General features: G+C 38.0%; 20 protein-coding genes and 1 pseudogene. 11 read left to right on the top strand and 10 right to left on the bottom strand.

All coding sequences use genetic code 11. The annotated features are described in order from the left end of the window. Nucleotides 1-94 precede the first annotated feature (94 nt). Both PLEUR7319_RS0107075 and PLEUR7319_RS37885 read left to right on the top strand, forming a co-directional pair. Nucleotides 95-2545: a pentapeptide repeat-containing protein gene (locus PLEUR7319_RS0107075; protein WP_019504509.1), complete on the top strand. Its 2451-nt coding sequence runs from the start codon at nt 95-97 to the stop codon at nt 2543-2545. Between the two features lie 212 nt (nt 2546-2757). Continuing rightward, the gene (locus PLEUR7319_RS37885) at nt 2758-4209 is read left to right on the top strand and encodes a hypothetical protein (protein ID WP_144054263.1); all 1452 of its coding nucleotides are present in this window, start codon (nt 2758-2760) and stop codon (nt 4207-4209) included. Between the two features lie 125 nt (nt 4210-4334). Here PLEUR7319_RS37885 and PLEUR7319_RS0107065 read toward each other — a convergent pair whose 3' ends face one another. Continuing rightward, nucleotides 4335-6743, bottom strand: coding sequence for a GH116 family glycosyl hydrolase (locus PLEUR7319_RS0107065; RefSeq protein ID WP_019504507.1), 2409 nt, complete (start codon nt 6741-6743; stop codon nt 4335-4337). 254 nt (nt 6744-6997) lie between these two features. Here PLEUR7319_RS0107065 and PLEUR7319_RS0107060 point away from each other — a divergent pair, with 254 nt between their 5' ends. After that, nucleotides 6998-7303, top strand: coding sequence for a hypothetical protein (locus PLEUR7319_RS0107060; protein WP_019504506.1), 306 nt, complete (start codon nt 6998-7000; stop codon nt 7301-7303). 310 nt (nt 7304-7613) lie between these two features. Continuing rightward, complete coding sequence (locus PLEUR7319_RS0107055; protein WP_019504505.1) at nt 7614-9350, top strand: tetratricopeptide repeat protein; 1737 nt, start codon at nt 7614-7616, stop codon at nt 9348-9350. 21 nt (nt 9351-9371) lie between these two features. Here PLEUR7319_RS0107055 and thrB read toward each other — a convergent pair whose 3' ends face one another. The 4 genes from thrB to PLEUR7319_RS0107035 form a co-directional block, all read right to left on the bottom strand. Further along, the gene (gene thrB, locus PLEUR7319_RS0107050) at nt 9372-10280 is read right to left on the bottom strand and encodes a homoserine kinase (RefSeq protein WP_019504504.1); all 909 of its coding nucleotides are present in this window, start codon (nt 10278-10280) and stop codon (nt 9372-9374) included. 29 nt (nt 10281-10309) lie between these two features. Then, nucleotides 10310-11680, bottom strand: a complete 1371-nt coding sequence (locus PLEUR7319_RS0107045) for a GTP-binding protein (protein WP_019504503.1) — start codon at nt 11678-11680, stop codon at nt 10310-10312. A gap of 87 nt (nt 11681-11767) precedes the next feature. Beyond that, complete coding sequence (locus tag PLEUR7319_RS0107040) at nt 11768-14245, bottom strand: HD family phosphohydrolase (protein WP_063822247.1); 2478 nt, start codon at nt 14243-14245, stop codon at nt 11768-11770. Between the two features lie 155 nt (nt 14246-14400). Beyond that, nucleotides 14401-15366, bottom strand: coding sequence for an ADP-ribosylglycohydrolase family protein (locus PLEUR7319_RS0107035; protein ID WP_019504501.1), 966 nt, complete (start codon nt 15364-15366; stop codon nt 14401-14403). Between the two features lie 85 nt (nt 15367-15451). On the opposite strand from PLEUR7319_RS0107035, the gene PLEUR7319_RS0107030 reads away from it, so the two are divergent. The 3 genes from PLEUR7319_RS0107030 to PLEUR7319_RS34520 are packed head-to-tail and all read left to right on the top strand — an operon-like array spanning nt 15452 to nt 17166. Next, nucleotides 15452-15778 carry a YbjQ family protein gene (locus tag PLEUR7319_RS0107030; RefSeq protein WP_019504500.1) on the top strand — a complete coding sequence of 109 codons (327 nt, stop codon included), beginning with the start codon at nt 15452-15454 and terminating at the stop codon, nt 15776-15778. Between the two features lie 45 nt (nt 15779-15823). After that, nucleotides 15824-16588, top strand: coding sequence for a WecB/TagA/CpsF family glycosyltransferase (locus PLEUR7319_RS0107025; protein ID WP_019504499.1), 765 nt, complete (start codon nt 15824-15826; stop codon nt 16586-16588). Between the two features lie 32 nt (nt 16589-16620). Then, a complete protein-coding gene (locus PLEUR7319_RS34520) occupies nt 16621-17166 on the top strand; it encodes a rhodanese-like domain-containing protein (protein ID WP_051044410.1) in 546 nt (181 codons plus the stop codon). 19 nt (nt 17167-17185) lie between these two features. Here PLEUR7319_RS34520 and PLEUR7319_RS0107015 read toward each other — a convergent pair whose 3' ends face one another. The 4 genes from PLEUR7319_RS0107015 to PLEUR7319_RS0107000 form a co-directional block, all read right to left on the bottom strand. Next, nucleotides 17186-18766, bottom strand: a complete 1581-nt coding sequence (locus PLEUR7319_RS0107015) for a protein kinase (RefSeq protein WP_019504497.1) — start codon at nt 18764-18766, stop codon at nt 17186-17188. Nucleotides 18767-19031: 265 nt separating this feature from the next. Further along, entirely contained in the window at nt 19032-19394 is a 363-nt protein-coding gene (locus PLEUR7319_RS0107010; protein WP_019504496.1) for a phage holin family protein, read from the bottom strand. Nucleotides 19395-19646: 252 nt separating this feature from the next. Next, the gene (gene ychF, locus PLEUR7319_RS0107005; protein ID WP_019504495.1) at nt 19647-20738 is read right to left on the bottom strand and encodes a redox-regulated ATPase YchF; all 1092 of its coding nucleotides are present in this window, start codon (nt 20736-20738) and stop codon (nt 19647-19649) included. Nucleotides 20739-20762: 24 nt separating this feature from the next. After that, nucleotides 20763-21485: a response regulator transcription factor gene (locus PLEUR7319_RS0107000; protein ID WP_019504494.1), complete on the bottom strand. Its 723-nt coding sequence runs from the start codon at nt 21483-21485 to the stop codon at nt 20763-20765. A gap of 282 nt (nt 21486-21767) precedes the next feature. Here PLEUR7319_RS0107000 and PLEUR7319_RS0106995 point away from each other — a divergent pair, with 282 nt between their 5' ends. The 4 genes from PLEUR7319_RS0106995 to PLEUR7319_RS0106980 all read left to right on the top strand — a co-directional run bounded on the left by PLEUR7319_RS0106995 (nt 21768) and on the right by PLEUR7319_RS0106980 (nt 25305). Beyond that, the gene (locus PLEUR7319_RS0106995) at nt 21768-23231 is read left to right on the top strand and encodes an aminotransferase class I/II-fold pyridoxal phosphate-dependent enzyme (RefSeq protein ID WP_019504493.1); all 1464 of its coding nucleotides are present in this window, start codon (nt 21768-21770) and stop codon (nt 23229-23231) included. Nucleotides 23232-23291: 60 nt separating this feature from the next. Next, the gene (gene cbiT / locus PLEUR7319_RS0106990; protein WP_019504492.1) at nt 23292-23882 is read left to right on the top strand and encodes a precorrin-6Y C5,15-methyltransferase subunit CbiT; all 591 of its coding nucleotides are present in this window, start codon (nt 23292-23294) and stop codon (nt 23880-23882) included. A 136-nt stretch (nt 23883-24018) separates the two neighbouring features. Then, complete coding sequence (locus tag PLEUR7319_RS0106985) at nt 24019-24894, top strand: phosphatidate cytidylyltransferase (RefSeq protein ID WP_019504491.1); 876 nt, start codon at nt 24019-24021, stop codon at nt 24892-24894. A 189-nt stretch (nt 24895-25083) separates the two neighbouring features. Continuing rightward, on the top strand, nt 25084-25305 hold the full coding sequence (locus PLEUR7319_RS0106980; protein ID WP_019504490.1) for a hypothetical protein: 222 nt from the start codon (nt 25084-25086) through the stop codon (nt 25303-25305). Nucleotides 25306-25324: 19 nt separating this feature from the next. Here PLEUR7319_RS0106980 and PLEUR7319_RS39955 read toward each other — a convergent pair. After that, a pseudogene (locus tag PLEUR7319_RS39955) lies at nt 25325-26692 on the bottom strand (IS701 family transposase). Between the last annotated feature and the right edge of the window lie 155 nt (nt 26693-26847).

Raw genomic sequence — 26847 nt, 5'->3', positions numbered from 1 at the left:
TAGCTTCTCGCGGAGCGAGTACTCCGAACTCCGAACTCCGAACTCCGAACTCCGAACTCCGAACTCCAAACTCCGAACTCCGAATTCATTTGCTATGGGCAAATTCATTGAGACAGAAATTTTAGGAAATAAGGGAGAAGAGGGGGAAAAGTTAGTTTGGGATAGTGTTAAAAGAGCTTTTGAATTGTGTAATTGTCTAGGCTATTGGCGTTACCCTGTTTTTTCTCCAATAGGAAAATCTCGTAAAGAGCCAGATATCTTAATTGCTGACCAAAGCTTAGGTTTAACTGTGATTGAAGTTAAATCGATTAGGATTGAGCAGCTAATTAATATTCAAGGTCATCGCTGGGAATATCAGAATTTTTATACTTTATATGGCAATCCCTATCAACAGGCGGAAAATCAATTATTTGCCTTACTAGAGTATTGCGATCGCGAACCGTTATTAAAACACAAAGTTAGTGCTAGAGCGATCGTTGCCCTTCCATACATTACTCAAGCTCAATGGCAAGCTAAAGGTTTTGATAAGTTACCCAATTGTCCTCCAATACTGTTCCAAGATCATCTCGCTTCATCAAGACTAATTAGGGAATTCATTACTCAGACGCCGCCAGTTATTGCGGGAGAAGTAATAACCCCAACTCAATGGGAACTATTACTGGCTGTATTAGGTGGAACACCTTTATATACTCAACCCATCCAACGTATTTCTTGTTCTCCTCAAAGCCGTCGCCATATAATTCAACAAGTGCGATCGCGCTTAAATCAGTTAGATTTACAGCAAGAAAAAATTGCCAAACAAATTCCCACAGGAATGCAAAGAATCAGAGGAATTGCTGGTTCAGGTAAAACGGTTTTACTCTGTCAGAAAGCAGCTTTAATGTCTGTTAAATATCCAGAATGGCAGATTGCCTTGGTATTTTTCTCTCGCAGTTTATATGACCCTATTACTCGGCAAGTAGAGAAGTGGATTGGGCATTTTACCCAAGATCGAGAAAGCTATGATCCTCAAAAATCTAACTTGAAAATTCTCCACGCATGGGGAAGTAAGCAACAGCCAGGTTTTTACAGTACGATTTGCCAATCTACAGGTACTCTACCTCTTGCTGTTCCCTTTACGATTAGCAACAAACCTAATGAAGCTTTAGCAGAAGCCTGTTGTAAGCTATTAGAAACTAAAGCTATTCCCCAGATCTTTGATGCAGTTTTAATTGATGAAGGACAGGACTTAATTGCTAGCGATTGGAAATATCAAGATAAGCAAGCGTTTTATTGGTTAGTTTATCAATCTTTACGACCAGTCAGTTCAATTCATCCTCAACATAGACGGCTGATTTGGGCTTACGATGAACTACAGAGTTTAGATAGTTTGAAGATTCCCGAACCTGGTGAACTATTTGGCGAAGAATTTGCACATCTTGTTACTGGAAAATATGATCGGCAAATCAATAAAACCGAAATCATATCTCGTTGTTACCGCACACCCCATCAAATAATAATTGTTGCTCATGCGATCGCCATGGGTTTATTGAGAAGGCGAGGTATTCTCACGGGTTCCATTCATGCTGCAGAATGGCAAGCACTAGGATATAAAATAATTGGCAATTGGCAACCAGGATCTCAAATTACGCTAAAAAGAGAACAGCATAATTCACCTAATATTGTTAGTGAATTGTGGTCAGAAGATATGATTAGTTTTGACTGCTTTACTTCCCGTCAACAAGAATTAACTGTCTTAGCTGATAAAATCAAACAGAATTTAGCTCACGATCATTTACAGCCAGATCGAGAACTGTTAATTATTGTTTTAGGCTCATCTTTTGCTGCCAAAACTCTAGTTAAACAAACTGCAACCTTTTTAATCAATCAGGGAATTAATATCTATCTCCCTACTCAAAGTACTTACAATTGTTTAGAAACCTCTTCCGAACAACGTAATCCTAATCAGTTTTGGTATCCAGGGGCAATTACTATCTCTACGATTCATCGTGCCAAAGGACAGGAAGCCGACATGGTTTATCTGATTGGCTTAGATCAGATTGCTCAAGATGAGAATAATATATATCTGCGTAATCAATTATTCGTAGCACTCACCCGTACTAGAGCTTGGGTAAATATTAGTGGGATTGGCGACTATTCACTCTATCAAGAATTATCTAGGTTAATTGAGTGTAAAAATCAAATACAATTTACCGTCAAAGGACCTCCTCAAAGAGAATTAAGAATTAGCGATCGCGCCAGTCTACTACAAGGATATGCGCTAGGGAGAACTAATTTCCGTTATGCGAACTTACAAGGTGCTGATTTATCCGATTTAAATTTAAGTAATATTAATTTAATCGAAGCAGATTTATCAAATGCCAATTTACAGAGAACTAACCTAACCAATGCCAAGTTAATTGCGGCTAATTTAAACCAAGCTAATTTAGCTAATGCTAATCTCACCAATGCCAAACTAATTGGAGCTAATCTAACGAACGCTAATCTAGACAATACCAACTTAACCAATACTAACCTGACTAATACTCTCTTAGAGAAGATCTGAAAAGTATTGAATAATTTAACTTTTAGATAACTAATAACTGATAACTGATAGCTAAAAACTGGGAACTATATTTCTAGTTCATAGTTTCTAAAAAAATCATCATGGGGAAGCTGCAAAACATTACCTTAGCAACTGCTATCTCAATTTTAGGTTTAAGTACAATCAACCAAACTAATGCTGATGCTTCAGTTGTTAATCCCAATTCCAAGCTTTTGTCTTGGAAACAAAGTCAAATAATCGCAGCAGAATCCTCCCCAGTCAATCAATTGGAGTTAGCCCAGAAACCCGATACAGCTTCAACTGACGAAAAATCTTCTAAAAATGGAGATGAAATGCTTGATGCTTTACAAAAGAGACAGGAGAAAATTGAGAATCTAAAAGAACTTAAACAGATACAAGACAAAATCAATGCAGATAACTTAAATAGTAAGAAGCTTGATGCCTTGCAAAAGCTAAATCTGAATATTGAAAATCTAGAAGAACTTCAAGAGCTACAGAAAATAGTTAACAATGACAGCTTAGATGGTTATGAAATGCTCGATGCCTTAAAAGAAAAGCAGATAAATATTGAAAGTATCGAAGAGCTAAAAAAGATAAAAAGAATAGTTAACAATGGAAATCCAAATACTTCAGAATCTGTAAAATTATCAAAGCCTTTTGCCTTTAAATTGCTCACAGTTGGTTTGCCAGCTACTATTTTAGTGATACTTGTAGCCACACCTTTTACCAAAGGATTGATCAGTGTAGTTACCAGTAATTTTCAAGAAAGATTTGCAAAACCACCAATTCCTGAAAGATCTCTTTATCTACACAATGATGCATTCAATGAACTCTCAAATATTGGTAGAAAAGCTCAAAAAATTAATGATGATAAATTTACTAGTGAAGAATTTAAACTTCTAATACAAATAAAGGTTGATATAGCCAAAGGAATTGAAGGTTATAAAGAACTTAATTACAGAGTCGAATTGCTAAGAGCAGCACTCATTGCTCAAAAAAGTTTTCTCAAGTTAGAAGCTACTGAATTACGTTACCGTAGCCGTAAACAACAGGAGTTTTACCAATATATTTCTGATAATTTAGAAGATAACATTGACAAAGAAGCTTTTGTCAAAAAAATCAAAAAGAAACAAACAGAAATTTTACCTTTAATTAATACTGAAGAAGGTAGAGAGGCAATTAATTCTTATGCTCAAGAAATGAATATCATTAGTAAGCATGAATTAGGCTTAAAATTATTAGCATTATTTAAACAGTATGATTTAACGGATTTCTCAATTATCAAAGAAATTTCTGATGTAATAGAAAGTTTACAAGGACACGATTTATTAACTCCCAAACGTTTACTTACTTCTGTCAAAGAATACTATGATCTATTTGAAAAGATTGCTCCAATTTTAAGCATCTCCAAAGAAGAGAGTTCTCCTGCTACTTATGCCAGGATTTTACAAGTTGTGGGTTTAATTCATCGACATGGAGAAGCCTATCAACAATTTAAAGAGTTAATCAGACTTCTCCATAAATGGGAAAATCCATATGAAACAGTCACTATGGTACGTGAGCAATATAGCTCGCGGGATCACAAAATTCCTCCAGAATTTACGCAAGAAATACTCGGAATAACTATTTATCAGAAATACGCTAAATATTTACCTGATCTATAATTTGAGAAGTCATACTAAATCCTGTTTCTGAAGCTGTAAACAATGCTAATGGCGGGAACATAATTCTCGGATTTCTGCAAAAGCTAATTGTAGCAGTAGCGTTTCGCGAAATGCCTCGATCTAAATTATTTCCAATCAGTCAAAACACCATAAATTCCCCAAATTGCCATCGCTCTTAAATAGTGACTTGCACGAAAAGTACCCACCGCAGTAATTGCTTCAGGAGTGCGAAACTGTAAGCCATTTTCGTATACTTGCTTGACGACAGTTTCTGCAAGTTTAAAGGCTTCATCTTTCATACCCATTTGCAGCATGAAAGCAGCTAAACCAAAGTTAATTCCTGTCCATACCTCTAAAGGGTGGGTATCATCGGGATTGACAGGACTGCCATCGGGTAAAACGCCATTAGCTGCTCCATATTTACCATTATGAAACTTGAGGAAGCAAGCATCGTATATCTTATTCAAAGTAGATTTGGCATATTGTTCCTCCACTACATCAGGTAAACCTAACAAACGAGCATAAAACTGCCCGCAAAGTTGATCTGCCATCACTGCATTTGAACCACTTTCACTATCGAGGCGATAATATTCCCCATTCCAGAGAGTGTCGTGATAGAGCGATCGCCCTTGATGCAACCAACTTTGATAAGTATTAATAGTGGTTTCTATCCCTAGAGGAAAATCTTTAGGTTGTAGATTAGGATTCATTGGTGGATTGGCAATCAGTATTTTACCAATTTTGATTGCTGCTTCTAAAGCTGCGATCCATAAACCGCCGCAGTAAGCACTGATGCCTCTTAATCTCCAGTCGTCGAAAGTTTGATCTGGTGCGCCAGAGTTTTCAGGTATACCATCGCGATCGCGGTCAAATTTTTTGAGATATGCCAAGGTCAGAACAACACTGTCCCAACATTCCCAGAGAAAATTAGTGTCTTCACCTCCAGTCAATAGATAATCTCGATATACTTGCAAAACAAAATCACTAGACAGATCTTTCCACTGGTTGCAATCTTGATAGGAAGTATAGTTAGTCTCTACCCAAGGGTGTTCATTTGGTGCGCCAAGATCGTGGGGAGTTGCACCACCCTCTTTTCTGATTGCCTTGGAACCATCATAACCGACAATTCGAGGTGTATTATCATGATTGGGAATGGCTCTAGCAAAAGCTTCTAGCACAGATTTATCTAGCCTAGGCCACAGCATCATTAAGCCAAAGGAACCGTATAAACGTACGTCTAGACTTTCATACCAGCGATAGTCCATACATTCCAAGACCCCAAACTGCCCTACAGGGTCATCTTCTGAGGCTGCTGTCCAGAGAGTCCCTCCATCAGCGAGTAAGTATAACTCATTAAACAACGCCATTTTGAACCAGTCTGGGAGATCATCTCTTTGCAGAATTGGTTGCTGCCAAGCTAAGATTTTTTCACGCCACCAGTCACCGTGCTTGAGAGAAGTTCGCACAATACTCCAGGCATTGTTACCATTGCGACCAAAAAAGTCCGTATAGCGACGATAGTAGTTAATTCCCTGTTTAAATTCTGTAACTGGCAAATCCCAAGCTAATGTAAAGGGAATTTGCTTAGTTTTACCTGGTTTAATTGTCAAGCGAATCGCGATCGCACAAGCTATTTGTTCCCCAGGAGCAGCAGGGGTTTCATCCTGTCGATCAGGTAAAGAGCCATCCCCTGAAAAATAATCCCAGACTTCGGAACCATCTCCTTCTGGATTCCAGCGACCAAGGTAAAAAACTTCTACGCTGGGATTATAAACGGTCGCGATCGCAATTTGTCCTTCCCCTTCCTGTACTTCTTCATGGGGTTGCACTCGATTTAATAAGCAACCTACACGATAGTTATCTTGTATCCACTGATTATAGTTGCCAGTACTATCCCGCCACTTGGGTTGATATTCGTATTCAGGACTGCCATCATCCCGCACTTTAACCGTGGGCGATTTGATCGCATTGGTAAACCAACCTACGGTATTTTGCCAGGTCAGCATAATACTTAAAGTTATCGGCTTATCAGTAGGGTTATGTATCGTCCAGTCAAAGTTGACAACGGGATAGCTAGCTTCTTGATAGTTTTCTGCCCAAATTGGTGATAACTGCTCACAGATTATATTTGCCGCAAACACATCCTCATATTGATACCAACTACGAGGATACAACGCACTGTAAGTACCTTTGGCTGAGGGATACCAAGACCAGCGAGATAAAGTATCATCCTCTGGAGCTTCTGTAGACAAAGCGTAAGCCTGAGCAGTTGCCCCTTCCGTTTGCTCAAAAATACTGAACTGACAAGCGGGAAGAGACTTGAAAATATGCTCTCCTCCATCTAGATGCCAGAGGTTGAAATCTCCTTTTGTCGATCTCCCAATACACCCTGCACCCATACCTCCCAATGGCATTCCGTGCCAGGGACCATCATCTAAATTACTCGCATAGCGAACAGTGTAAGGGTGTTCCCATCTTTTTCCCAGGGAACGCTGCCAGGAACAATTCGGAATCTGAGGACTATTGGGGGTCATATACTTAAATTACTAAATTAAGCAAGATTTAGGATAACAGCAAAGTCTTTGATTATCCAGAATATATTTGAGAGATTTCAATGATAACCAATCAATGAATAATCATAACTTTTTGTTGCTAAAACAACCTTAATCTCTACTTTTTCCCGATTACTGCTTAATTTAGTGGCATCAAAAAACAGAGGTCAACGTATTGAATCAACAAAGGGATTTAAGTTTATTTCATCCTCTGGTTCAATCAACATAAAATACTCATGTCACACTCAAAATATAACCATACATCTTCTGATTCTGACGAATCTCTAAATCGAATGAAATTAAGCTTAGGGAGCTGTCAGGGCTACAATTGGGATGCAATAATGCTGCAAGAAGCTCTAGCTACTACAACTCAACCAAGAGAAAAACAAAAATCTCACTCTGATAAAATTATCGGCTTAGGAACAGCCTTAAGTTGGATTTTATTAGGACTTGTTTTACTCGTAGGGTTTAGTACACAAGCCGATATAGTAGATACCTCCACTGATACTCATCATGCCGCTCAGCGCCAAGATCGACTCTAATAACATCGATTTTCCGTTGACCATACTTGTTGCAGCGATTTCTCCCGGACTTATTGCGAAGGTTCGATCTTTTCTATGTTGCACTATTTTACATATATTTAGACTCTACCCCTTTGGGAGTGTACTATTAGCAAAACCATATATCTTCATTTCCCAGTTAGCTCCTGATCAGTTGAGAATAATCAAAGCTCTTATTTACGAACAATTACCTCGAATAATTCACCATTTTTGTTATGTTCATCAACAGTATCAGTTGCCACTTAAACCCAGATCGTGGAAATTTTAGGTATATTTATCTATTTCGACCACAATGAGCGACCCGTTTTCACAGGCAAATATTAATAGCAATCAGATAATTGAGGACTTTATTGCTAAAAGTAAAGAAATAGGCAAGATCGAGCTACCACATTTAATTGCTCAAGAAATCTTAAGCTGGACAGAGGGAAATTCTCTGCTGACCCAACGTCTCTGTCAGTTAATTCTCGATCGCCAAGATCAGGTTCTGGAAGGACAAGAAACGAAATACGTGAAGCGTATTGTCCAATCATTAGTCAAGTACTGGGAAAATGAAAAGGAACGGGGCTATCATCAGCATCTTCAAGCAATTCAAAATAATGTTCTACAACATGAACAAGTAACAACTGTACTGTTAAGACTACATGAAATCTTATTAAAAAAAGAAGTAGTAGCTACGGATAGTTTAGAAGATAAGATTCTCACAACATCGGGATTAGTAATTCGTCAAGAAAATAAGTTAAAAATTGTCAATCGTATTTACGCAGAGATATTTAATAGTGAATGGATCAAACAGCAGCTCGATCAAATTGGTCACAAGCTAATTGTCTCGCAAGCCTCTGCTTCTAAATTTAGCGATGTCGAGCAAAAACCAAGATCTATTAAACATTTAGGTATTCTTATCTTGACTATTTTAGGTAGTTTAGGAGGGATTTTTGGTCTCTATTTAGTTTGGATTAATTTTTCTGCTGCCAAACAATGTCGTCTTATGCCCTCGGATTTAGACTTGGCTGCTAAGGTCTTGACCGCTTGCGATCGCGTCTTAAAGAAGAAACCTAACGACACTGAAGCTTTAATTAATCGCGGTAAGGTTTCTTTCGTACTTTGGGACTCTAATCGTAACCAAGAAAGATTTGATAAAGCGATCGCCGATTTTACCCAGGCTAAAGAAATAGAACCTGATAATCCTCGTGCTTTGTTTTATCTAAGCTATCTTGAAGAATTTCAAGATCTGGTAATTCGTAAACAACCTCAATGTCTACCAGCTAGCGATCGGTACCAAGAAGTTATTCAGATTTATCAGCCCTTTGACAGCATTACAGAACAAGATATACCAATCCTGTTAGAGTTAGGTCATTTTTTAGTTAATCGCGAACAAAATTATCAGGCAGCGATGGCGATCTTTGATAGCATTATCAAATTTGATGAAAATATTTATCAAGCTTGGTCTGGTAAAGCTACGGCGCAATTTCTAGGTAAAGATTATTTTAATGCTCAAGAATCATTTGAGCGAGCTTTAGAGCTTAATCCCGATTCCTACAAGATTAAATATAATCTGGGTTCTTTGTGGGCAAGACTCGATAATTATGAGAAGGCCAGCGAACTTTATTATCAAGTACTGAAAGCAGAGCCGAATTTTACTTTTGCCTTAAGGGATCTAGGTTTATCCCTTTATTTACAGAACCGCTATCAAGAGGCAGCTTTAGCATTTACTCAAATCATCTATCGTCCTAATTCCAAGTCATTTCAAGTCAGTGCCAAAGATCGCGAGTTAATTTCTGATTTCTATCACCGAGTTGAAGATTGTTTAGAAGAAGCAGTCGAAGGCCTAGAAGTTTCTTGTTCTCAAGAAGATCGCGTACCGATGAAAATAAGGTTATACCACAATGGCATTTTTCATAATGTTATTGTTCACGGACAAAGCAGCGATCCCTTCTTTGAAGTAGAACATCATACTTTTTTTCAGTGTTTCAACCAGGGCTCTGAAGGTGGAAGCGATCATCATTTATCAAAAGTTGAGGAATTGAATTAGGAAGTGAATTGATGACACCTCTTAAGAAATTTTTGCGCCGACTGTATCTAAAGAGAGCGATCGCACTTCAGCCTCAACTCCAATATTTGTCCATGCATCAGACATAGATTTAGCTACTTGCTCTCTATTATTAGGGTTAGTTAACGCTAGCAAAGTAGGACCAGCACCACTAATCACCATACCGTAAGCACCTGCATCAATTGCTGCTTGTTTAACTTGGTCGTAACCAGTAATCAGTTTTTGTCGATAGGGTTGATGTAACTTATCTGCCAAAGCAGTTTTAAGCCATTCTCCGTTATTAGTTGCTAAACCTCTCAGCAACAAGCCCATTCGAGAAATGTTAAAAATCGCATCGCTACGGCTATATTCTGTCGGCAAGACCGAGCGCGCTTCTTCTGTAGATAGTTCAAAATGGGGAATAGCCACTACAGGAATAACATCTTGATGCCAGGGTATCGAGCTTATGTGCCATTCTTCTCCGTCTCTAACAGATAGTTGACAATTACCCAGTACAGCCGGCACAACATTATCGGGATGACCTTCGATAGCGATCGCCATATCCATAACTTCTGCTTGGCTAAGAGGATTACCCGCTAGATTATTGGCTCCCAATAAACCACCTACAATTGCTGTCGCTGAGCTACCTAAGCCCCGAGAAAAAGGTACACCTAGCTTGATAATAATTTCTACATTGGGTGGAGTTTGCTTAATTTGCTGATAAAGCTGGAGAAAAGACTGATAGACCAGATTACTATCATCAGTACTTACTTTCTCCGCTTCTTTTCCTTCTACTGTAATTTTGAGTTTTGTCTTGGTATCAACTTTAGTAAATTGAAACTCATTAGTCATAGTCAAGGCTGCACCAAGACAATCAAAACCGACTCCTAAATTAGCTGTAGTGGCAGGAACACTAACCGTAACTTGATTCATGAACTATTGATTAATTACTGATTACTGAATTATTGTTGCAGTAATTCTTGCCGTAAACGATAAATAATTGTATTTGGTTCTATCTGAGATAAAATTTCATTGATTAAAGTCGAAGCTCCCATTTCTCCCCAAGTGCAGCCTTTTTCCAAATATACCTGAGCAACTCGACCAATCACATAGGTTCCATACCCGGCGATCGCCCCTTGTAAACTAGCAGTACCTAGATAAACTGTAAAAGCTCCTGTACTTTCAAACCCACTAGTTAAGATTGCGCCGCTTTTGCCCACTCCTAGCACTAAACTACTGCCAATTTCCCCTAGCAATAAACCTCCAGAACTAGCCAAAATTCGTCGTAATAAATTTCCCGCCTCATAAGTAGTAATCGGCAGTCCATATAACTTTGATAAAGAGCGAATTAAAGCTAAATCTGCTATCAAACCACCTAGTAAATCTAAGACGATAATTGGGTTGATCGCTACAGCGATCGCTTTATAACGAGCATATTTACTAATAATTTGTTGTGCTTCTTCCTGACGTAATTCAATTGTCTTGTGAGCAATATTCGCTTCGGCATCTCTAGCTTGTACCAGAGCATTTAGAGCTAGTAAAGATTTACCCTCTTTTTGCAGAATTTGCTCTAAAGCCTTTTGTAATTCTTCGATTTGGGGTTCTGGAGTTTCCCAACTAGTGTTAACTGTGCCATCTATTGATTCGACTCTCACCAATATTTGTTGAGGTTTGGCAGCTACCATCACAATTTCGTTGGGAGAGATAATATCTTCTAAACTGCCCATACTGTGGGCGGAATTGAGTTGTTGCAATTGTCGATAAATTTTTTGACGGTCTTGCTCAGGATAAAGATCTACTTTGTTAAAGACCAGAATTAAAGGCTTTTGAGTACTTCTTAATTCATACAAAGCTTCGTATTCCGTCTTGGTGATATCCCCTGCCACCACAAATAAAATCAGATCCGACTTTTGCGCAATTTCTCGTGCCATTTCAGCTCTCGCTTCTCCTGCCACCTCATCTAAACCGGGAGTATCGATCAATTCAACGTTAAGCCCTTTATCTGGTAGAGGATTCCAACGCAAAATAGTTAAAGATTGAGTGACACCGTGAAGTGGTCCTGTTGCCACTACCTGTTCTTTCAAAAGAGCATTGATCAATGATGACTTGCCACAGCTAACTAGACCAAAGGTACTAATACGAATGGCATTGCGATCTAATTTATCTAATGCAGCTTGTAGAGACTGGAGATCTTTTCTGACAGAAGTTTGTAAGCGTTCATCTGGAGGAGAACTACCATGACGACGAAAGCCAGAATACCAAGAAATTGCTTGTTGTAAGCTTGCACGAGCTTGATTAAAATGAGCATCCTGTCTCGAAGTTTTCTTGACCACAGTGATATTGAGTTCCAACAGTATCTATTTTATTAAACCGATAACTTAAATCTAATTTCAGTGGTTAATTATTTAATGATTAATAACTTAAATTCTATTTTTTTGAGGGGTTGTTTCTAAAGCTCCTTTAGGATAGGTGATGCGCTTATGGTTAAACTGCTGCCATACTTCGATGAAAACCTCGGCAACAAACGGCAGTTCATCATAACTAAGACCACTATCCATTAATTGACCATCATGCCAACGAGATTTAAAAATCTTTTGCACAGTGGACAAAGCTTGTTTCGGAGTAGCTTCTTTTAGCGATCGCAAGGCAGCTTCACAGCCATCGGCTAACATCAATATCCCTGTTTCTCTGGACTGGGGAATTGGACCAATATAGCGAAAATCTGATTCTAGTACCTTCGTACCTTCTGACTCAGCTTGCTGTTTTGCCTGATAGTAAAAGTAGGCAATCAATAAAGTTCCCTGATGTTCAGGAATGAAATCACGAATTGCTTTTGGTAAACCATACTTACGGGCCATTACCAAACCTTCGCTGACATGTTTCTTGATAATTTCGGCACTAATCCAAGGATCATCTATTTCGTCGTGTTTATTGGGTCCTCCCATTTGATTTTCGATAAATCCTAGGGGATCGTGCATCTTCCCGATATCGTGGTAAAGAGTTCCTGCCCTAATTAACTCTACATTACAATTCAATTTCCTAGCAGCAGCTTCAGCCAAAGAAGAGACAAACATCGTATGTTGAAATGTTCCTGGGGCCTCTGTCGCTAATCGCTTGAGAAGAGGTAAATTTGGGTTAGATAATTCTGCAAGACGAATGGGAGTAATTAAGTCAAAAAATCTTTCTAAGTAAGGAGAGACACCAATAGCGACGATACTCCAGGCAATTCCAAACAGACCACAAATAATGGCATCGGGTAAAATCGCTGACCAAATAGTAGCAGGACTCGCACTACGAATTAAATTGGTAATTAAATAGATTCCAGCTTGGGACAATCCCACCATCAACCCTAATTTTGCCATCCCCTCCCGCGATCGTAACTTACCAGCAAAGATAGCGGCAATTATGCCACCTAAACATCCTGCCAGTAAAAATGGAGAACCAAATGACTGATTGCTAAACATTACCAATCCAGTGACTATGACGACCTCACTAATTGCTAAGCTAGGGGCATAGAAACTACTTACCAAGAGACCAATTGCAGGCAAACTAGTATAGGGAAAATGAAAAACACTTAGTAGAGGAGCGCTCAAACCTAATAAGCACAATAAAAGATAATCTCGATGTCTCAAGGAACCGTAAATTTTTCTTTGAATTAGCAAAAATATAGCTACCATGAAGCTAACAAAAATAGCCGATAACCTTAATCCCCCCCAGTTAATAGTTCTTTGACTAAGTTTAAAACCATCTAAAAGCACAAAATCAGCTTGACTAATTCTTTCTCCTTCCTCAACAATGGTTTCTCCCTGTTCAATCTCAACTACAACTGGGTTAATCGCTCTAGCTGCTTTTTCAGCAATATTTCTTGTAGCGTCTCTATCTTCTTCTAGATTAGGCTGAAGTTTTGCCAATAATAGGTTGCTAGCTAAACGCTCTGTTACTTCAGGTATATCTGGATTGAGTTGCGCAGCAACAGCTTTTTCCAGGAGGTTTGAGGGCATACCGTTAGGTATACCCTGAGTTAATATGCGCTCAGCAGCCAAAGCAATTGTGGTTGTGGTTGCTTTCCAATCTTTTTCAGTCAAATCAAGTAAGACAACCGTTTCCTTATCACTTAAACGCGCAATTTTTGTTTGAGCTAACTTTTTCCAAGCCTGAGAATATCGATAACGAGTTAGAGTAATTTGAGCAATTAAAGTATTAAATTCAGTTTCCGATGTTTCTTGTCGATATTTCTGTAGTTCTAAAGCCACCTTTTGTAATCTAACATTGAAATCCGGTCTAGTTTCTAGAGATAAGTTTTGTTCGGGGTTAACAGATTGTTGACTAAAATTTTCAGATACTGAAGCTAAAACTGCCTTGAATTCTGATTCTGGACAAAAGCGAATATATTGTTGACTCGGTAAAGATAAAATTTTAGTATCAAAAAATGGAAAAGGCTCAGTGAGTTTTCTTAGCTGCTCAACATTTTCTAAGTAGCTTGCGAGGGTATTTTTAATTTCTGTAGTTAAATTTCGATCTTGTTTCAGAATCGGAGTAATTCCTGTCTGGACTTCTTTCCGTCTTTCAAGAGTAGTTTTTGTATCTTCAAATTGTGCTGAATAGGGAGCTTCAATAGTTAAGGGGGAAATTTTACCTACAGTCAACTGTGGCTGATTGTAAAATCGATAGCCGACAACACTGGTTAGGGCAATTAGACCCAAAACTAGCATTAACAAAACATGCCTGAATCTTGTAATTGTCTTTTTCTGGCGGTAGTGGCTTAAGTGTGAACTACGAGAAAATCTACTTCGGTTTTTATTGCTCGTATTATTTTTCCACCAAAGGCTATTGTGGTGTTGATACTTTTGTCGCCATCCCTCAAATTGTTGAATTAACGAATGCCAGCTTTTAATCATAGGTGAAGACTCTTGGAAACTAAGCGCTCAAGTGAGCACTTAGTATAGTTATAATCGATAGACATGATGACTTCCGCCAAGAAAACTTCATTTGCCAAAGATGCTGAAATTTTTGATTAGACATTTTTGATTTCCATCATATTGCTAAACAGAACTTAATTTGCTCTTTGAGAAATTATGTTTAAGGATGCACGAGATTGAATTTGTTTCGGAGGAGCCACAATGTCAAGGGTAAAGTCGTATGAAAACTGCTTGTTCGCAGTTGGATATATTCCTAGCCAAGTTTCTAATAATTTCTGTGCGATTAATTCGTTCTGTCGATAAGTTGGGTTTTGGCTACCAAACTGATGCCACCTTAAGGGAATTCCTGTTAAACCATTATATGCTCCAGATAATACTCCCGTCAGTGCAGTTATAGGTAAAGACATATTGTTACTGAGCTTGGCGGCACGCTTAACTGAAAGCATAAAGTCTTTTGGTGTAGAAGCAAAACAATAAACACCTAAAGCGATCGACGTTTGCCTTAGATCACTTCGATTAGATAACTCTTGTTGCAATTTATTCAAGCTATTACCATGCTCCCAAGCTTGGGCTATGATCTCTAACTTTTCAGTTAAAGAAGTTTTTTTGACCTCTACACCAGCAAATACTTGCTTTACTATACTACTGACATTAGTTTCCTGAAAAGAAAATCTTTTATTTAAGGTTAAAGCTAGTAAATAATTCCAAATTAATACATCCTCTATTATATTATTTGTTCTTGACTTAAAGTTACATTGAGTAACAATTTTTGAAACCAAATCTGGGTTATCTACGTTAAAAATGATTAGTGGTAATAGTATTAATAAAATATAATCAGCCAATTTGCCAACTTCAAAGTTAGTTTGGCTAATGCTTTCTCCGAGAATAATCTGTTCCAATTGATTCGCAATCAAACTTGCTTCTAATCTGGGAGCAGTTATTAAAATTTCTGCCAATTTAGCTCGTGCCAACAGCCATTTCGGAGGTTGATACTGAACAATTTTAGCTCGCTCAGAGCGGCAACTGTGATCATCTAAAGCTGCACCAATTATGCTGCCCAGCCAAGCACCTTGAAAACGATCAAAGATACAGTAATTCATGTTATTGATGAAAATTGAAAAACTGATAAGATATCCATAGTTTAATATCATCAGTTAACAATCACCTCTTATTCCTCTGACATCAATGTTAGTAACCACAACCGATAGTATTCAAAATCAACCGATCCAAACTTACTTGGGAGTTGTCACCGCAGAAGTAGTTTATGGTACTAACGTTTTCAGAGACTTTTTAGCGGGAATCAAAGATACTATTGGTGGTCGTACTGGCAGCTATGAGAGAATTTTTGAAAAAGGGCAACAAAAAGCAATTGAAGAGCTTAAGCAGCGGGCAGGCAAGCTCAATGCCGATGCAGTAATTGGTATTGAAATAGATACAGGTACGATAAACGTAGACAACAAGGGAGTACTACTTTTGATTACCGCTACGGGAACTGCTGTCAAACTGGGCTAAATTAGAATATTTTTCCAGTAATTTTGAATCACCATCATGAAAAATATGTTGACTAAAGATAGTAACTTACATTCGCCTAAGACCTTCTCTATTCTTAGTCTTTATGTTCATCTACTCGATAATTACTTAGATTGGCTTGTAGATAGATTCAACCAAAGAGTCGGAACTCATGTTGTCACTTTAAATGCTGAAATGGCGATCATGGCGGAAGAAAATTTAGCTTTGACCCAAGCAATTCAAGTAGCAGATTTAGTTATTCCCGATGGTGCAGGAATTATTATGTATATGCGGATGCGAGGTCTCAAACACGAACGATGTCCTGGAATTGAATTGGCGGCATCTCTAATCGAAAAAGTTGGACAATCTTTCTCATCAGACTCCATTTGTTTTTTTGGCGGTACTCCTGAAACTGTTTCCCGAGCTGCTCAAGTTTGGCAAAATAAATATCCCAATTTATCGTTTTTAATTCAAAATGGCTATGTTACTGGAGATGAAGAAATTGCTTGGAAACAAACTTTACAGGTAAAACAACCCCAGATTATTTTCGTGGGCATAGGAGTTCCCCGCCAAGAGCTTTGGATTAGAGAAAATCGTGGTCTATGCCCTAATTCCATTTGGATTGGTGTTGGCGGTAGCTTTGATATTTGGGCGGGAACCAAATCTCGTGCCCCAGAATGGTTAAGAAATAATAATTTAGAGTGGTCTTATCGTCTTTATCAAGAACCTTGGCGTTGGCGAAGAATGTTATCTCTGCCCAAGTTTTTCTGGCGTTCTGTGTTAGCAATGGGTCAAAAGAATTTCAACAGTTAGCAGAAACCTCTAATAATTAGCACAGATGAAGGATGATGGGAAAATTGCTTCGGAAACAATATCTAATTATTGCTGTCTGGATTTTAGTTTTTTCAGTTACTTCTCTTGGATGTCAGAATACTGAGATTCACTCAGATGCTGCTAAACTTCAAAAAATCATGGCGATGTATAGCAACTATGCTCAAGAGTTTCCCTTAGTTGAAGGAATTACAGTTGAAGAATTACAACAGCTACAACAACAAGCAAAAAATATTGTTTTAGTCGATGTGCGATCGCTTGAAGAGCGAGCCGTTTCTCTGATTCCGGGTGCTATTACAGTAGATGAATTTGAGAGTAATCTTGAGCAATATAGAGACAACTCCATCGTTATTGCTTACTGTACCATTGGCTATCGCAGCGGTAAATACGCAGAAAAATGGCGACAGCAGGGAATAAAAATACTTAATCTTGAAGGAAGTCTTTTAGCCTGGAGTCATATTAGAGGCAAACTTATCGATGCCGATGGTATCACCAATAAAATTCATGTTTTTGGTCGTCAGTGGCAGCTTACAGCTAGAAATTATCAACCAGTTTGGTAATTGTTACAGTACAAAGCAACTATCTTATATTTCGTCTTATATTCCGTATCTTTTTGCCCTTACCTCGATTGAGTAGAATTTGTGGTTGTCTTTTGATCCTCGGCTCTGAAGGCGAATTAGAAAAAATTTGTGGTCTAGGTTTATTTTCTCTTTGATTTGCTGACTTAGTATAACTTGAACCAAAAATAGCTGACTGAGGTCTAGTTCTAGTTGGGGTTTTCGTCGGTAAAAAAAGCTGGGGAGTATCAGAAGAATCAACTGCTTTACTTGCTGGAATTACTGGTTTTGAGGGAACATTTACCTTGGCTTTTGACTGAGATTTACGATCCCCATCGATCTTTAATGTTGATTGTTGGACATCAAAATTGGTTGCTGGTTGATTGCGATCGCTCGCTTGCTGAGAAGAAGAAGATTCTAAGTTAACCGATTTTTTGGGGTCAGAGATTTGCTCAGTATTTTTAACTGATGGTGACTGAAACGACTGTGGAGGAAATGAAGACGAATCACCAGCGGTCGAGCTATCTTTGTCTGTAGTTTGTTTAGTTTGGAAGTTTGAATTAGAGGTCGAAGATGCAAATAATATTGCAGTTCCTAATCCCAAGATTGTCCCCACCAAAACAGCTATTTTACTGAGATTAGTAGCCCAATTAATTGGTGTTTTTAGTGTTTTTTTTCTGATACCCTGATTCAAACTTTTTGTAGTTATCGGCAGATTTAACAAGGAATTAGTGACTTGGAGTGACGTAGATGTCACAAGCGAGGATATTTCATTAGTATTGGAAGTTAACTTAGCCAGCCATTCAGAAAGGCTGCCAGGGCGACAGTCAGTTTCTAATGCCATGCCCCACATTACCGCCTCACTTACCGTATCGCTCAATTCAGGGCGTATTTTACGCGGAGAATCTAGGGTACAACCGTGAACCCTTGAAATTGCTGAGAGAGGAATCTTACCTGTCAAAAGAGTATAGAGAGTGGCAGCTAAACCATAAATATCAGTAGCAATAGTCCTGGGCGAGTCAACGATATATTGTTCTAGAGGCGCGTAGCCTTCAGAAAGCAAATTGCGTTGATTTTGAGCTTGATTTTGTAATTGTTGGGCAGAAAACTCCCTGGCAATGCCAAAGTCAATCAGTACTACTTGCTGGCTATCTCGAGACAAGATCAAATTCTTCGGCTTGACATCTTGATGTAGCAGGAATTGTTGATGAATTGCACTTAAGGCAGCTCCAGTTTGTTTGATATATTCAACTGCCTTAGCTTCGGGTAATGGATTCTTATTTCTAACTATTAGATCTAGAGTTTGCCCTCGAATGTATTCCATGACGATACAAGGGCGTTCCCCTTCACAAAAGAAATCAAGGACAGGAACTATATTTGGGTGAGAACACTTAGCTAATCTTCTGGCTTCATCTTGAAATTGAGCGACCCAATCATTCAGATTAGAGTCTTGTCTCAAATGGGAATCTAGCATTTTGATCGCCACATCTCTCTCTAAAGCAAGATTAGTAGCTTTATAGGTAATGCCAAAATTTCCTCTACCTAATTCACGTTCAATTAAATATTTACCATTTTGTAAGTTTTGACCAATAAGATTAATCATTACAGACTGAGCCGTTATAAGTTGAAGCTATGATGATCTGCTAATTAGTATTTGTTATAAGTTAACTAATTTGTTGTGAAGAACTTAGATAAGAATTCAGAATTAGATACGTATACTTATTTTAAGTTAAGTAATATACAAAATAATCTTGATTTTTATTTTCTTTGGAATACAGAATAATTAAGTTTCATTGATCACAAAAATCAAAAAAGCGATCGCTAGACAATGCGATCGCTTTTAAATTAGTTATTGTCGATAGTCAAAATTAACTAGCCACGGTAAAAGGAAGAATTTTATAAATTATGGAGTTAATAATACTCAGGGCAAAGGCTCCGATTAAAGCACTCCAAATTCCCCAGCGTAATCTAAATCCATGAACCAACAAGGCTGCGAGACCAAAAATAAATCCGTTAACGATTAGAGAAAATAAACCAAAAGTAAGAAAATTAATTGGTAGGGTCAGAAAAGATAAAATAGGATGTAATAATGCATTGAGAACCCCAAAAACAATGGCTGCTATGAAGCCCTTTTTAATGCTATCTACTTCCACCCCTGTGGGAAGCTTGGAAATAATCAATAAGCTTATGGTAGTAACTATTAAAGAAATAACTATTGCCAGAAAATTCATAATAAGTGAGTCCTAAATATAGTAATTATTAGTAATTTAAACCCAATCACTATATTTTTCTGTTTTCGCAATATAATCTTTATCTTTAGCTATAACCTTGTATTATGATATACGCAGAATTGATCCCCGCTATTTACTAAGACAGTGTAAATGTGATAAATCCACCATATAAATGATTTATCTGTCTTTTTCCCTTTTAACTGAGATCTCTTTGACAGATAAATTAAATATCGGCTTTTCTACTAGTTTTATTTAAGCCCCAGTACGAAATTCAATTACATCACCTTCTTGGACAACATAATCTTTTCCTTCTAGGCGCAGTAGCCCTTTTTCTCGAGCAGAATTTTTGGAACCAGTAGCTACTAAATCTTCATAGCTAATAGTTTCTGCCTTGATAAATTTCTTTTCAAAATCTGTATGAATTACTGCCGCAGCTTGGGGTGCTTTTGTTCCTGCAATAATAGTCCAAGCACGAGTTTCTGTTTCACCTGTGGTTAGATAAGTACGTAAACCTAATAGTTCATAGGTTGCCCTAATGAGCGATTTTAACCCACCCTCTTCTACTCCCAAAGCTGCCAGAAAGTCCTTGGTTTCCTCTGGTGATAATTCAATTAATTCCGACTCCACTTGAGCAGAAACTACTACTACCTTGGCATCTTCATCTGTGGCAAATTTTTGGACTTCTTCTACCCATTTGTTGCCGCTGGCTAAATCATCTTCAGACACATTAGTAGCATAAATTATGGGTTTATTTGATAATAATCCTAACTGTTTAATAATTAATAATTCTTCTTCTGATAAACCCATACTACGAACAGATTTACCATCATTTAAAACTGTACTAATTCTCTCTAGTAGTTCGACTTCTGCTTGTGCTTTTTTATCATTTTTTGCCTGTTTTCGTACTCGGGCAATACGCTTTTCTACCTGAGCCAAATCTGCCAAGATTAACTCCAAGTTGATTACCTCAATATCCCTCACTGGATCAACAGAGCCTGAAACATGAATAATATCATCATCGTCAAAACAACGTACCATGTGCACAATGGCATCAACCTCGCGGATATTAGCTAGAAACTGATTACCCAATCCCTCTCCTTTGCTAGCCCCCTTAACTAATCCTGCAATATCAACAAATTCGATTCGAGTTGGTACAATTTTTTGAGAATTAGACAGCTTAGAAAGAACGTCTAGGCGAGGATCGGGTACCGAGACCACTCCAACATTTGGCTCAATGGTACAAAAAGGAAAATTTGCAGCATCTGCCTTAGCGTTGGCAACCAAGGCATTAAACATAGTAGATTTACCTACATTAGGTAATCCGACAATTCCAGCTCTTAACATGACAGCTCGTATAGACTTTTTGGTTCAGTCTGCCAATTTTACTGTATTAGAACCAGATAACTCAAACATATAACCTCTACCCCAAATGGTTTTGATAAATTCTCCCTCAATATCGCCGATTTTCTTGCGAATACGACCAATATGAATATCTACTTTACGATCATCGCCATCATAATCATCTTTGTTCCATATTGCAGCAATTAGTTCTGACCTATCCCAAACACGATTAGGATTGCTGGCCAAGAAATACAATAAATCAAATTCCAACGCGGTTAGAGGAATACTGCGATTATTTAAAATGACTTCTCGACGATAGAAATTAATTTTGAGATTATCTAAAACTATAGAATTAGTAGTAGATTTAGAGGTACTATTATTACCACCTCTTCTAAATAAAGCTTCAATTCTAGCCTTTAAAATTTGTAAATCAAATGGTTTGGTAACATAATCATCTGCTCCTTTACTAAAGGCTTCTAAGATATAGTTATTATCAGTCATGGAGCTTAACATGACAATCATGACATTAGTCTTTCGTATTTCTTCACAAAGAGTTAATCCCGTATCATCAGGCAGATTAATATCTAAAATAACTAAATCTGGCTGAAAACTACGAAATTTTTGTCTAGCAGTTCTACAGTCTGAAGCAATTTCAGTAACATAGTTATTAAAGTTAAGAAATCGATCTATCAAATGCTGTAATGCAGAATCATCATCTACAATAAGAATTTTTTTTTTATCGCTCTCCATAGGATTATTGTAATAATTATTTATTAAATACACTCGAATATACCTGTTTGTTATTTAATTTATTTTTCCAAACAATATCAGAATAATTACTTACAAGGCGATCATTAAAGTTATCTTTTACTCAATCTTTAAGAAAAAAGCAGCGTGTATAAAGTTAAGATTAATCGTCTTTAAAACAATCGATTGCTTATAAAAAAATGGCTGAGTTACTTAATGGCTAGTATTTTGGTTGCTCACAACTCATTCTTTAATCTTCACCTTGTTATAGTTACTTAGACTTCTATGGTTACTAATTCTTCTGGGGAAAAAGCACCTATATTAAGTGCTCTGCAAAAGTTAGTTCAAAAACCTCATACCGCTTTCTATGCTCCTGGACATAAACAAGGACAAGAAATCAGCGATAGTATTAAATATTTGCTAGGCACAGCCGTTTTTGAAGCTGATTTACCCGAATTACCTGAACTAGATAACTTATTTGCTCCTGAAGGAGTAATTGAAGAAGCGCAACAACTGGCAGCAGCAACTTTTGGTGCAGCAAAAACCTGGTTTTTAGTTAATGGTTCAACCTCTGGGATTATGGCGGCGATTTTAGCTACTTGTAGTGCGGAGGATAAAGTAATTTTACCGAGAAATATTCATCAATCGGCGATCGCTGGTTTGATCCTTTCCGGGGCAAGACCAATCTTTGTTAATCCAGAATATGATGCTGCCGAGGGATTAGCTTATAACGTAACTCCAGAGGCAATACAACGGGCATTAGCAGAAAATCCTCATACTAAGGCGGTAATGATGCTTCACCCAACTTATCAAGGAGTTTGTAGCGATCTCCAGGCGATCGCCGAAATTACTCATCAATATGACATTCCCCTCCTGGTAGACGAGGCTCACGGCGCACATTTTGCTTTTCATCACGACTTCCCCCCCTCAGCGATGAGTGTGGGAGCAGATTTGACCGTACAATCGACTCACAAAGTATTGAGTGCTATGACTCAAGCATCCATGTTGCATATTCAGGGAAATCGAATATGCGATCGCCGAATCAGTAAAGCTCTACAACTAGTCCAATCTACTAGCCCAAGTTATCTGCTTCTTGCCTCTTTAGATGCCGCCAGACAACAAATGGCAACTAGAGGTCAAGAATTAATGAGTCAAACTATAGCACTAGCTACAGAAGCGAGAAATAGACTAGCAGCAATTCCTAACTTATCTGTACTCAACCCCAAAATAAGTCCAGGCTATCAATATCTCGACGCCACAAGATTAACCCTCAACGTATCCAGGTTAGGTATGACTGGCTTTGAAGCCGACGAAATACTCCACAACCAGCTAGGAGTTACCTGCGAACTTCCTCTACTGCAACACCTGACCTTTATTATCTCCCTCGGCAACACCGCAGCAGACATTCAACAACTTATTCAAGGTTGTCAAACTCTTTCTCAAAAATTCAATCCCCTTAGCCCCAATCCCCCTAGCCACTACTACTCCCCTAACTCTATAACTAGCACCCCGACCCTGACTCCTCGGCAAGCCTACTTCGCTGACACCGAAACTGTTCCTATTAGTCAAGCAAGCGATCGCCTTTGTGGCGAGTTAATCTGTCCCTATCCTCCTGGAATTCCCTTATTGATGCCTGGTGAGATAATTACTACAGAAGCAATTGAATACTTACTCCGAGTTTTAGCTGCGGGGGGAACTATTACGGGGTGTAACGATCCCACAATTAAGACGATACAAGTAGTTACATAGCTGAATAATCTTAATAGATTAATTGATTTAATACTCCAAACCCAAACTCCGAAACTAATCATGCTCTGGCCTTATAAAACCCCTGGTATTCCCGATAAACTATTTGAACGCCTACCTGGGATTCCTCTCAGCAAAAGAGAAGTACGTATTTTAATTATTTCCTCATTACGGATGAAACCTAACTCAGTCTTGTGGGATATTGGTGCAGGTACCGGAACAATTCCCGTGGAAATTGGCTTACTTTGCCCTCAAGGACAGATAATTGCCATTGAAAGGGATGATGAAGTTGCGGGGTTAATTAAACGCAATTGCGAGCGCTTTGAGGTTAATAACGTTAAAGTAGTACAAGGAAGTGCGCCAGAATGTCTACAAAATATAGAGCCCCAACCAGATTTAGTCTGTATTGAAGGGGGCAAGCCGATCAAAGATATACTCAAACAAACTTGGAAATATCTTCAGCCTGGAGGTAGTATTGTGGCAACAGTTAACAATTTAGAGAATTTATATATTATTTCTGAAGGTTTAGCAGAGCTTCAAGCTCGTAATATAGAAGTAGTTCAGTCCGCTGTCAATCGTCTAGAAACCAGGGGAATTCATCAGACGTTTGCGGCGGTAAATCCTATGTTTATTCTTAGTGGTGAAAAAATATAAAACGATAGAATCCAAATTTATGATTGCTTCTTACAAATAAATATTAGGACTTAATCCAGTAATTTGTTAACCTTTCATAAGGTCATCTTAAACTAATCTTTTTTCCTTAATCCAGCGTTTGTAGCAGCAACGCATTATGCCCTTGTCTCGTATAGTTAGCGCAGTAATAGCGATCACCTTAGCTTTGGGAATGATTATTCTCGGAGGATGGTATTTTACATTCGGTATTGGTATTTTAATTGTCTTAGCACAATTAGAGTATTTTCGCCTGGTTCGTGCCAAAGGAGTCGAACCAGCGGGAAAAACGACCCTAGTGGTTTCTCAACTTCTTCTAATCAGTTCTATGATTGCTCCTAATGTAACTGATGCCATGTTCTGCTTGGGGGGAACAATTATTTGTTTTTACCTCCTCTTTCAACCCAAAATGGCAACTATTGCCGATATTTCTAGCTCTATTTTAGGCTTATTTTATGCAGGTTATCTGCCTACTTTTTGGGTACGTTTACGAGTTAGTCTGCCCAATTCCAGTAATGCGAGTAATTTGCCACTAGATGGTTATTGGCCTGATTCTTGGCTCAATCCCAGTCAGTTCCCTACTGCCTTAACTTTGACATTTTTAGTAATGGCTTGTATTTGGGCGGCGGATATTGGCGCATATACGATGGGAAAAAGCTTTGGTCGGACTAGGCTTTCAGATATTAGTCCCAAAAAAACTGTGGAAGGAGCAGTTTTTGGTGTGCTTGGTAGTTTAATCGTCGCTGAAATAGGAGCTTGGTATTTTCATCTTCCTGCCTGGCAGATTAGCGGTGTCATGTTAGGCACTCTAATTGGTATTACTAGCTTGCTTGGAGACTTAACCGAATCAATGATGAAGCGAGATGCTGGAGTAAAAGATTCGGGGCAATTAATTCCTGGACATGGAGGTATTTTAGATCGAACCGATAGTTATGTGTTTACTGCTCCTTTAGTCTATTATTTCTTCACTTTATTGTTACCTTTATTTACAGCATAATAATCGCTAGAAATTTAATTTCCCAATTTATAGCAATACGGACTTACATTATATTACTTATTACTTACGAGCAATCAAATAAACTTGTCCCAATACAACTTTGTACGGCTATATATCCCGACTTGTTCTCGATCGCTACATAAATTAGAGAAACAAGTGAATTCAAAGGGATGCGAGAGTAAAGTATTAATGGTTGCATTAAAAGCTGCCGATGAGGGTCATACCAAGATTAAACAAGCTAGAAAATCGATGGGATGGTCGATCAATGATTTTCGGTGGCTAGATTCTGCTAGTGCTGCTTTAGGTGTATCTTGGGAGCAAGAAGGTTATTTAGCCGAAGGTATTTCCAAAGGAACTTGGAAACGTTTTTTATCAGGTAAATATCCCTCTTCTGTCACTATCCGAGATTAAAGAGTAGTAAAAGCGAAGTTTAGCCATCGGATAAATGAAAATAAAATTGATTCATAGTAGATATGAGTTGATGAAAACCCAGCAACAAAGAACGGTTAGGAAAGATGTCTAACCAAGGAATAATAGCCCAAAACAAAATAGCAGGTAGAATAATTAAACGAAAGTTATTCAAAGTGCTTTTCCACCCTTGTTTGTTCGACCATTGCGGATGAACAGTATAATCAGCAATAGAATTTTGAGGTTGAAGATTAGAATTAGATAAAGCTTGAGATGGATTTAAGTTATGGAAGATTTTAGAATGAGAACTGACCATCCAGTAAGCCGAGAAAATAATTTCCCACCATTTATTAATTTCTGGGAAATTGGTAAACCTATAATCAGTCCATCCTAGTTCTTGTTTACATTGTCTGAATCCATATTCTACCCACGTTCTTAATCCATATAAATTGCCTAATGTCTTCTTCATTTTGTGACGAGTAGTTTGAATATTAGTCATTACAAAAGAAGTAGAATTAGGTGGCATAGTTTCAGGGTCAGTAGTTATTTCCCAATAAGTTCTTCGGTTTCTTTTGCCATAAATTATTTCTCTGATATACCTGATTTCGGATTTTTGGTTGCTAAAAGTTCTCTTGAATTTACACCACTTGTTAGCTCTAACCTTTTGTTCAACGGATAGTCAGACACCATGATTATTCCTAATTGCTATATGCGAAGCGGTATCCTTTAGGACCACCCAAGGTAGTTGATATTTATCTAATGTTCTAATAAATGAACTAGCCTCGCCATACAAGCTATCTGCTAACACTAATTCAATTTTAAATCCAAATTCTATCAGTTCTGTAACAATTGATGATGCCAACTCAATTTTGGTTTTGTAAGTATCTGACTCTTTCAATGTTCCTCTTGGTTTGAAAACTTTAAACATTAGAGGAAAGGTTATATTTTGATAGACCCCATAAGCATTTACCGATACTATTCCATTGTCTATTTTACCGATACTACCCAAATATTGTCTGGCTACATAATCTGTTTTCTTCCCTTTCTTTCTATCCCCCGTTTCGTCAACCACTACTATTATTTTTTCTCCTTTTAATGCTTTTTTGGTTAAACTCAATCTTCTCTTTTTGAGTTCTTCTACCGACCAAGGTGAATTAGCTATGAAGTGGTGTAATGACTGAGGTGATGAAATTCCTACTACTTTGGCTATTTCTGGTAATGATTTTCTTTTAATTGGTGAGATGATTCCTTGATGTAAATATTTAAAACATTCATAATTTCTGACATCAAAAAACAAGTCATTATAAGAGTCACAATATCGATCTATTATGGAAACTGTAGGTGCCGGCGAGCGCTTTAAATGTTTAAGAATCTGTAGTTCTACATCCATTGCCCACTCTACCTCACAGCTTCTAAAAATTTCTTCTATTGTAATTCAAATTTCGGATAGTGACAGAAGAAGGGTGTTTTACTGCATATCTTCAGACCCTCAAAATATGACCCAAAGCAATTGGCTCTGCCACTGCGCGGAGCGCAATCGCGTTT

This window comes from Pleurocapsa sp. PCC 7319 (assembly GCF_000332195.1).
Lineage (GTDB): Bacteria > Cyanobacteriota > Cyanobacteriia > Cyanobacteriales > Xenococcaceae > Waterburya.
The sequence above is the reverse complement of the archived record's forward strand: the minus strand, read 5'-3'. Positions and strand labels throughout refer to the sequence as shown.